The sequence below is a fragment of the Paenibacillus sp. 01T422 genome (assembly GCF_056398785.1).
The window spans coordinates 1-8,068 of the sequence record NZ_JBFTQB010000210.1; the positions used below are offsets into that span (position 1 = coordinate 1).

The window sequence follows — 8,068 nt, forward strand, 5'->3', positions numbered from 1 at the left end:
GATCACGGCTAATAATAAAACGCCCATTACAACGGACGTACCCGTCAGTCCAAAGCCAAGATTAACGTTAAGGAAGTCAGCAGCAGTCTCACCAATGGTGGTACATAAGATTTTTATTATCCAGAAATAAATGGTGACTTCTGGTACCTTGCTTAACAAGGTTTTCGTTTTATTTGATTCCATTTTTTTCTCCTTTGAAGGACTTTTCTAGGTACAGACTTACTGTAAATGCTTTACATGAAAAAATGATGAGAATTCGAACTTTCTTGAAGATCTAATGATTTCTCTCATAATATTCTCATTGGTTATCTTTATAGTAGTAAAGTATATAGGTCGTCACCATCACTGACGCTCATGATTGCCGCGGATAGTGGTAAGTGAATTCACCATGGGATTACGATCAGTTCAGTTATAGTCTCCACGAGTGGAGCAAGTTGCCGTACTTCACTATAAGCAGGAAGTCTTTGAGATATAAGGGTTTTGCTTTATGGAAAATAAAAATAAAAAGTTGGATTTTTGTAAATAATAGGGGAATCATTGTGTCTATTTAAGAGAAATTTAAGAAATAGTTCACATGGAGTAAAATGATTAATTATTATGCTATCTAACAATAGGACAGATAAGGCGAGTAATACTTACTAATTTATCTGTAGGGCAAGTATAAGAAGTATTCTATGAAAATACGGAAACTTGAATAGGATGAATTCATTTGAAAAGGAAGCAAAAGCTAATAAGTATCATTGGTCTGCTCATCATCTCTGTGTTCATTGGTTATTATTTGTATCTGTTACATTCGGGAGAAGCACAAATCCTTATAAATAAAATCAGAGGCATTGGATTTATGGGTATCCTTATTGGAATAATCATACAGATAGTTGCTAATATAATTCCTGTCCCAGGTGAATTTATTTCAATTATACTCATGGAAATTTATGGTCCGATATGGGGAGGTTTTTTTTCGTGGATAGGTGGGCTAGGAGGTGCGATAGGTGCTCTATATTTGACAAGATGGGTTACAAAGCCCTTTTTCGGTAAAATGGCTGAACCCTTTCTGCATAAAATAGATGAATTCGCCAAGAAGCATCGAACACTTGGGTTATTATTCATCAGGATCGTACCATTGGTCCCCTACCATTTTGTAAATTACGCCTTGGGTTTCTTGAATGTAAACATTTGGAGCTTTATTTGGACTACTGGTCTAGGCATTCTGCCATATACAATAGCAGTAAGTGGCATTTATGCAGGTGCACGTAAGGGTTCATTAGTGTGGGGAGCATTGGGGATCTTCTTATTTTTAGTACTGTTGGGATTAAGTTGGTTGTTGAAAAGCAGGAAAAGAAAAATAGAAGTAAATTGACATAAAGAACATCCACCACAAAGACACTCGCACTATTATGTGGTGGATGGCATATTGCATCCGGGGGCGTCGCTTATTAGGAAGCTTCTGGTGAAAGGCGTCCTGTTTTACGTTGACACCAAGCATATAAAGCATCATACATAACCGACTGCAGGTTAATCTTCTCATGATCACTGATACCGAGGTAATGAAAGCCGAAGGCAATCGCTCGCAGCCCAGCAGACTCAGGTGTGATATCTATATCTACGGGAATGTCAGCTCCGTGAATGATGGAACCCATCTTGACAAGCRCCGGGTCATCATCTAAGCCATATTTCAGTAAAAAAGATTCGAAACTGCAGCGCCCCTGATGATGACCGAGCTCTACGCCTTTCATGTCATACGGGATCCCATCCGTAATATCGGAAGGATTTGTATGATTGGGCACGAACGCGAATTCTGCATCCTTATCGATAAAGCGTTGTATAAGCCATGGACAGGCTACTCGTTCTACGTTTCCATGCTCTCTTGTTACCCATTTCATTAGCTGGTTCCCCTTATGCATATTATTATGGAAAGCGTTGATTCAACAGCTTTCGGCAATGATCGATCTGCAATTGTAATCTACGTCCGGATTCTGACTCAAAATAATCTCTGGCTTCGATCGCTTGAAACGAGCGCTGCAATTTTCGGAAATCATCTCTGACTTTTAGCGCTTGGGCTGCACTGAACTCCCATTCTTCTTCTTCCTCCAGCGTTTCCAACATTCGTTCGAGTGCAGGATTCAATTCACGATACTCCGCATCGCGAGTTTCATTGAACTGTTGAACCATCTCCGCATCTTTCTCTTTGGAGAAGGTCGTGGAATGAAAGGTGAACTCTAGACCGCCGAATTCGACGACCTTCTCTGCAAGCACTCCAATAAATAGTTGAACATCATCTGTATCGGGAACGATACAAACGCCATCTTGTAAATAAAGTGCACCGTATTTCTTGATTTCTCTCCACACATAAGCACGGTATTTCGTTGGTTTAGATGGTAGCTTGTATATAAATACGATCCAGTTCACCTTAGAAGACACCCTCCAATTTTATAATCCCCTATCTATAAAATAAACCATTTACAAAAACTTATAACGACTGTTACAATGTAACCATTGTTATAAATTCCCTGACCTATTATGATAAAAAAAGGAGTAGATCTTTTATCTTAGGAGGGAATTTTCTTGAAGAAATTTCATGTTGTTACATTAGGTGCGGTTTTTACAGCTGTAACAGTTTTGTCAACGGGGTGCGGTTCATCTGCCTCAAAACCGGCAGGAGAAGCTGCAAGTACCCCAAGCACTGCTGTTTCTGATTCTACCACAAAGGCGGTCTCAACGGCGAGTGCGGTTCCTGCATCCAGTGGAGACAAAGAATTAGTTGTCTATTCGGCGGTAGGTTTTGATCAAGTCATAGCAGATGCATTCGAGAAAAAGAGTGGTATTAAAGTAAAGCTAGTTGATGACTCAACAGGACCGCTTTTAGCCAAAATTCAAGCTGAGAAAGCGAATCCACAGTGGGACGTTACTTGGTTCGATGGTCCCTCCAGTATGCAAGGCCTTGATGATCAAGGGCTGCTTAGCAAAGACTACATACCTGCCAATGTCAACTACACCGATCTTGGTAAACAACTCGTTCCAAAGGATCATGCCTACAACCCTATTACCGTCTCAGCTGCAGGTGCAATCGCTTATAATACTGACCTTGTTAAGACGGAGGACCTTCCGAAAGATTGGTCTGATTTATTAAAGCCTGAAAACAAAGGCTTTGTGGCAATGAACAACCCTAGCATTTCTGGTCCGACCTACTCTGTTGTGCTTGGTTTAATGCTCCTGCAAGGCGGCATTCCACAAGGTCAAAATTTTTTCACCAGTCTGAAGACTAACGGTTTGAATATTTTTGACAAGAACGGCCCGACTTTAACCAATTTGGAAAAAGGAAACGTCAAATTCGCAATCGCCCAAGACTCAGCAATTATTGATAAAATCACAAAGAAAAGCCCTATGAAGCTGATTTACCCAGCCTCTGGTGTAACTACACTCAGCAGCAATATGGCAATTAGCACGAAAGCTGCTCATATGGATGCAGCAAAGAAATTTATCGACTATGTATTAAGTGTTGAAGGGCAAAATGTAGCCGTTGCTTCCGATGCCGCTGATGCTAATTTTCAACCGATTATTAATGGGGTAACAGGCAAAACAAACATACGACCTGATGGCATTAAGTGGAATACAGAAGATCCAGTCGTTGGCGCTCAGCACGAGAATGAAGTAAAACAGTGGTTTACGCAAAACATTGTCCAGAAATAAGATGAGCAGAGTTCAAGTTCAGAAGTTATTTCTGATATGGCCTAGCATAATCGTGCTGTTGGGGCTTATCGCTTATCCGTTAGGAACAATTCTGTTGCAGAGTGTGTTTCCTGATCTTGTGAACTCGGGCTTCGGTCATGCTTCCTTGTTGCCATTTCTTACTGTGCTTAAGAATTCATATACGTATAGATCGATTATGGATGCCTTGCTTTTTGGTGGAGCGACAGCTGTCTTGACTGCTGTATTTGGCACATTCTTTGCTGTTATGGTGCATCGCAAGAAAATTTACGGTCTTAAGCTAATCAATTTGATCATCTGGTTGATTTTTTTTACCCCTTCATATCTTGTGGCAGAAGGTTGGGTTCTCATGATGCAGCGTCACGGTATTCTCAGCGTGATGCTCGGAATCCCAAACGGTGGGCTTGATTGGTTTTTTACTCCAGGGGGATTAATCGCAGCAATGTCTTTTCGGTTGTTCCCCGTCGTTTATTTATCCGTTCTAAATGGTCTAAGAGGGTTGGGGCCGGAGTATGAAGATGCGGCTAGAATACTTGGGGCGAAGTCCTTTCTTGTCTGGATGAGGATCAACATCCCGCTGCTTTTCCCGGCAATTTTAGCCGGTGCTACGCTCTCGTTTGCTGAATCAGTCAGTGATTTCGGATTTGCCACAGCGCTTGTTCCACAGGCACACATCCCACTTCTGACTTATTCGATTTTCACAGCACTTAACCAAATGCCTGTAAATTTCTCACAAGTGGGTGTGCTGTCGATCGTTTTGATCGGAATTATCGCAATTGCTTTGTGGAGTCAAAAATTTATTCTAGGTAAGGGTTCTTACAGTATTATTCAGAACCAAATCCGTGTGCATCGCGAGCAAAATGGAAGGAACATGCTTTGGACTGTCTGTGGCTATTTGTTCATTTTTGTAGCATTTATCATTCCAATGGGTGGCGAAGTCATATGCTCATTTCTCAAAAATGCCAATGATCCAATTAATGCATCCAGTTTTACATTTCAGCACTATGCGAAGGCGATTCATCAGGGCAGTGAGTCCTTGCAAGCCATTGAGAGATCAATCTTCTTGTCTGCGGGTGCGGCGTTGGTTGCTGCTTTACTCGGCGTAGGACTTGGGTTCGTTATTTTACGAGGAAAAGGCATTAGTACTAGGGTCTTGTATATTCTAACCATGTCCACACTTGCTATCCCAGGCATTGTTCTCGCTGCGGGCTATGTGTTTGCATGGAACGCGCCTTATTTAATACCGTTGCATTTAAATTTTTATGGGACCCTATTTTGCGTATATTTGGCCTACTTGGCCGGATCCTTACCGAATTCTATCCGATTGCAAATGGCAGCTATCACCCAGATCAGTCCTTCATTGCTGAGTGCAGGGCAAGTTCACGGAGCTAATATTTTTCGTTTATTTACAAAAATCTTATTTCCGCTCGTAACGGGAACGTTTGTTTCTACACTTTTTCTTATTTTCAGCCATCTTATGTTTGAGCTGCCAGCTTCAGAGTTGCTGTATCCGCCAGCCTTCCAAAACGCTGCTGCCTGTAATGATTGTCAAATATTATAATGATCTTAAGGTAGAGAACGGAGCGGCGCTAACGGTTTTATCGATTGGGCTAGTCCTTGTGATCTTTGGCATCGGTCAGGTCTTAGTATTTGGTTTGCGTCGTTGGAAAGCTGATCAAATGGTGAGTCGATTTGGTCGTCCTAAAGAGTCGTCGTTGATGATGCATGTCAATATGGCAAGTACGCCCCCAAAGTGGGAATCTGAAAGGTAGGTAGGCTTCTTAGATGAGTCTTCAGGTTCAATCTGTTTTTAAAAAATACGGAGAAAAACAAGTTTTGTCCGGAATCGACATATCTATTGAGAAAGGCGACTTTCTGGCGCTTCTTGGTCCTTCAGGCTGCGGAAAGACGACTTTGTTGCAAGCCATTGCAGGTCTTGCTTCAATTGATGAAGGAAAGATCCTGATCGACGGGACCACTGTTTCGGAAGCAGGTAGAGAGATACCTCCTGAAAAGAGAAACATTGGAATGGTGTTTCAAGATTTTGCTTTATGGCCGCATATGAATGTGTTTGAGAACGTAGCATTTGGGCTCAAACTACGAGGAGTACGAGGAGATGCTCTCCGAATGCGGGTACTCGAAACATTAGGGATTTTTCATATGGAAAATTACGTGTCTAAATATCCACATGAGCTATCAGGTGGCCAGAAACAGCGAATTGCAATGGCCCGCGCGCTAGCACCAGAGCCGCGCTTAATCCATTGTCCAGTTTGGATGCCGGCTTGAGGGACGAAATGAGAGTAGAACTGGTGCGAATTTTTAAACAGCTTGGCATGACAGTTGTCTATGTAACGCACGATCAAATGGAAGCGATGAGTATGGCTGATCAGATCGTCATTCTGAAGGATGGACGATGTGAGCAACAGGGAATTCCCGAAACACTCTATAAGGAACCAGTTTCCGAGTATGTTGCGAAATTCATGGGCCCAGCCAATATTCTTAGAAGCAATGGACACATCGGCAGTCGCTTTATCCGACCTGAAGACGTACAGCTAGTTCTTGGATCGGAGAAAATGGCAGTGCCGGCCGAGATGGAAGAACTTTCGGGTACTGTTGTGTTGGCTTCATATCAGGGACAGAAGTATCGATATTTTGCTGACATATCAGGATACGAACGTCCTATTGAAGTTACGCATAACGAGAAAATTAGAGTCGGTGAAGGCGTTCGCCTTTGGATTCCGCTTCATAAGTGCCGTGAGATTCAATCTGTGTAAACCAAATCATCGCGAGGAGTGTAGACTTTGATATTTACTTACTATGCGGCTCTGTCTAGTTTTTTAGGAACAAGTGTCGAATTTGTTGAGGCTTTAACGGTTATATTGGCTGTCGGGGCCGTAAGGGGCTGGAGAAGCGCATTAATCGGAGCAGGTGCTGCACTTGCCATTTTAGCTCTGTTGGTATTTGCTATTGGAGCCCCTTTAGTACAAATCATTCATATTGGTTGGGTTCAGCTTATCGTGGGATTGTTTATGCTGTTGTTCGGTATTCGGTGGCTGAGGAAGGCAATTCTGCGTTATGCTGGTTTAAAAGCACTGCATGATGAACAAGAGAGTTACGAGAAAGAGTTACAAAGACAGAAAAATGCTGGTCAAATTCGCCGAGGTATTGATTCCTTCGGGTTTATTACCTCCTTCAGCATCACGTTTCTAGAGGGGATGGAGGCGATTTTTATCGTGATTACGCTTGGAACGACCGGTTCCAATCTGATGAATGCATCGGTGCTTGGTGCGATCATAGGAGCTGTAGTGGTGCTGGTAGTTGGCATTATTTTTCGCAAGCCTCTCATTCGAGTGCCGGAGAACACGATGAAGTTCATTGTAGGTCTCRTGCTAACTAGTTTCGGGGCATTCTGGGTTGGTGAAGCGTTTTCTGTAGAGTGGCCCCAAGCGGATTTATCGATTGTCTATATGGCGATCACCCTATTATTATTTTCCTGGTTGATAATTCGCCATTGCAAATCTCGCTTGCATAGTTCCGCGTCGATTAGCCAGAAGAAGACGGAGGCGATTTAGGATGAAAGTATTAGCCACGCTTTGGGGACTTATCGTGGACGATGGCAGACTGGCCTACACTCTCGGATTGTTTATTATAATTGGGGCAACTTTGTCGTACTTTCAACAGCCATGGATTGCTGCAATTGTCATTTGGCTGGGGTTACTAGTTTCTTTATGGGTTTCGGTCATACACCAATTAAATAAGAAGCAGGGTATTGATAAGGGTCAGGGATAAGATAATTGAACTACTTTGATAATCTCACTATATTTAGAAATTATAATAATCAGATTGGAATCAATAAAGAACTTATTATTATCGTCAATCGAGATGATGTCAGCCTAATTCATTACCGAAATAAGGCTAAGAATCTCAAAAATATATCTATTTACCGTTTGCCTGAAAAAACTTCACTAGGAAACTGTTTGAATTTTGCCATTGCCAGAGCTAAATATGAATATATATCAAAGTTTGATGATGATGATTATTATGCACCGAATTATTTAAGGAGAAGTATGAGTATTTTAATGCGAAAAGATGTAGATGTTGTTTGGAAAAGCTCCGTTTATGTTTATCTACATTCCAAAAAAAGTTTGCTTCTTCGTAATCCTAACCGAGGAGATAGACTAGTAGGATTTGTAGCCGAAGGAACGATTATGTTTAAGAAACAGACTCTGAACTTTAAGGGCCTTGTAAGGCAATAACTAATAAGGGTTGGTGTCTTTTGTTGTGGCCTGGGAACTGGCCCATATCCACGCCAATTTCGGTAATCAAGACCGGAGTTGTCCGTTTACTGACACTCGGAATTGTC

At 42.0% G+C, this 8,068-nt stretch carries 10 protein-coding genes and 1 pseudogene; 8 read left to right on the top strand and 3 right to left on the bottom strand.

Going from position 1 to position 8,068, the window contains the following annotated elements; genetic code table 11:
* Positions 1–183, bottom strand: a pseudogene (locus tag AC1DUA_RS13920) (hypothetical protein); the annotation flags it as partial.
* 526 nt (positions 184–709) lie between these two features.
* On the opposite strand from AC1DUA_RS13920, the gene AC1DUA_RS13925 reads away from it, so the two are divergent.
* Positions 710–1,357, top strand: coding sequence for a TVP38/TMEM64 family protein (locus tag AC1DUA_RS13925; protein WP_477500329.1), 648 nt, complete (start codon positions 710–712; stop codon positions 1,355–1,357).
* A 76-nt stretch (positions 1,358–1,433) separates the two neighbouring features.
* On the opposite strand, the gene AC1DUA_RS13930 is transcribed toward AC1DUA_RS13925, so the two are convergent.
* A complete protein-coding gene (locus AC1DUA_RS13930) occupies positions 1,434–1,880 on the bottom strand; it encodes a chromate resistance protein ChrB domain-containing protein (protein WP_477500330.1) in 447 nt (148 codons plus the stop codon).
* Positions 1,881–1,905: 25 nt separating this feature from the next.
* The gene (locus tag AC1DUA_RS13935; RefSeq protein WP_477500331.1) at positions 1,906–2,406 is read right to left on the bottom strand and encodes a Chromate resistance protein ChrB; all 501 of its coding nucleotides are present in this window, start codon (positions 2,404–2,406) and stop codon (positions 1,906–1,908) included.
* Between the two features lie 156 nt (positions 2,407–2,562).
* On the opposite strand from AC1DUA_RS13935, the gene AC1DUA_RS13940 reads away from it, so the two are divergent.
* The 7 genes from AC1DUA_RS13940 (at position 2,563) to AC1DUA_RS13970 (ending at position 7,961) form a co-directional block, all read left to right on the top strand.
* Positions 2,563–3,687 (top strand): ABC transporter substrate-binding protein, encoded by a 1,125-nt coding sequence (locus AC1DUA_RS13940; RefSeq protein WP_477500332.1) that lies wholly within the window; start codon positions 2,563–2,565, stop codon positions 3,685–3,687.
* Position 3,688: 1 nt separating this feature from the next.
* Positions 3,689–5,266, top strand: a complete 1,578-nt coding sequence (locus AC1DUA_RS13945; protein WP_477500333.1) for an ABC transporter permease — start codon at positions 3,689–3,691, stop codon at positions 5,264–5,266.
* A gap of 224 nt (positions 5,267–5,490) precedes the next feature.
* Entirely contained in the window at positions 5,491–5,991 is a 501-nt protein-coding gene (locus AC1DUA_RS13950) for an ABC transporter ATP-binding protein (RefSeq protein ID WP_477500334.1), read from the top strand.
* An 8-nt stretch (positions 5,992–5,999) separates the two neighbouring features.
* On the top strand, positions 6,000–6,479 hold the full coding sequence (locus AC1DUA_RS13955) for a TOBE domain-containing protein (protein ID WP_477500335.1): 480 nt from the start codon (positions 6,000–6,002) through the stop codon (positions 6,477–6,479).
* A gap of 27 nt (positions 6,480–6,506) precedes the next feature.
* On the top strand, positions 6,507–7,277 hold the full coding sequence (locus AC1DUA_RS13960; RefSeq protein ID WP_477500336.1) for a COG4280 domain-containing protein: 771 nt from the start codon (positions 6,507–6,509) through the stop codon (positions 7,275–7,277).
* A 1-nt stretch (position 7,278) separates the two neighbouring features.
* A complete protein-coding gene (locus AC1DUA_RS13965; protein ID WP_477500337.1) occupies positions 7,279–7,494 on the top strand; it encodes a hypothetical protein in 216 nt (71 codons plus the stop codon).
* A 5-nt stretch (positions 7,495–7,499) separates the two neighbouring features.
* The gene (locus tag AC1DUA_RS13970; RefSeq protein ID WP_477500338.1) at positions 7,500–7,961 is read left to right on the top strand and encodes a glycosyltransferase family 2 protein; all 462 of its coding nucleotides are present in this window, start codon (positions 7,500–7,502) and stop codon (positions 7,959–7,961) included.
* Positions 7,962–8,068: the final 107 nt, after the last annotated feature.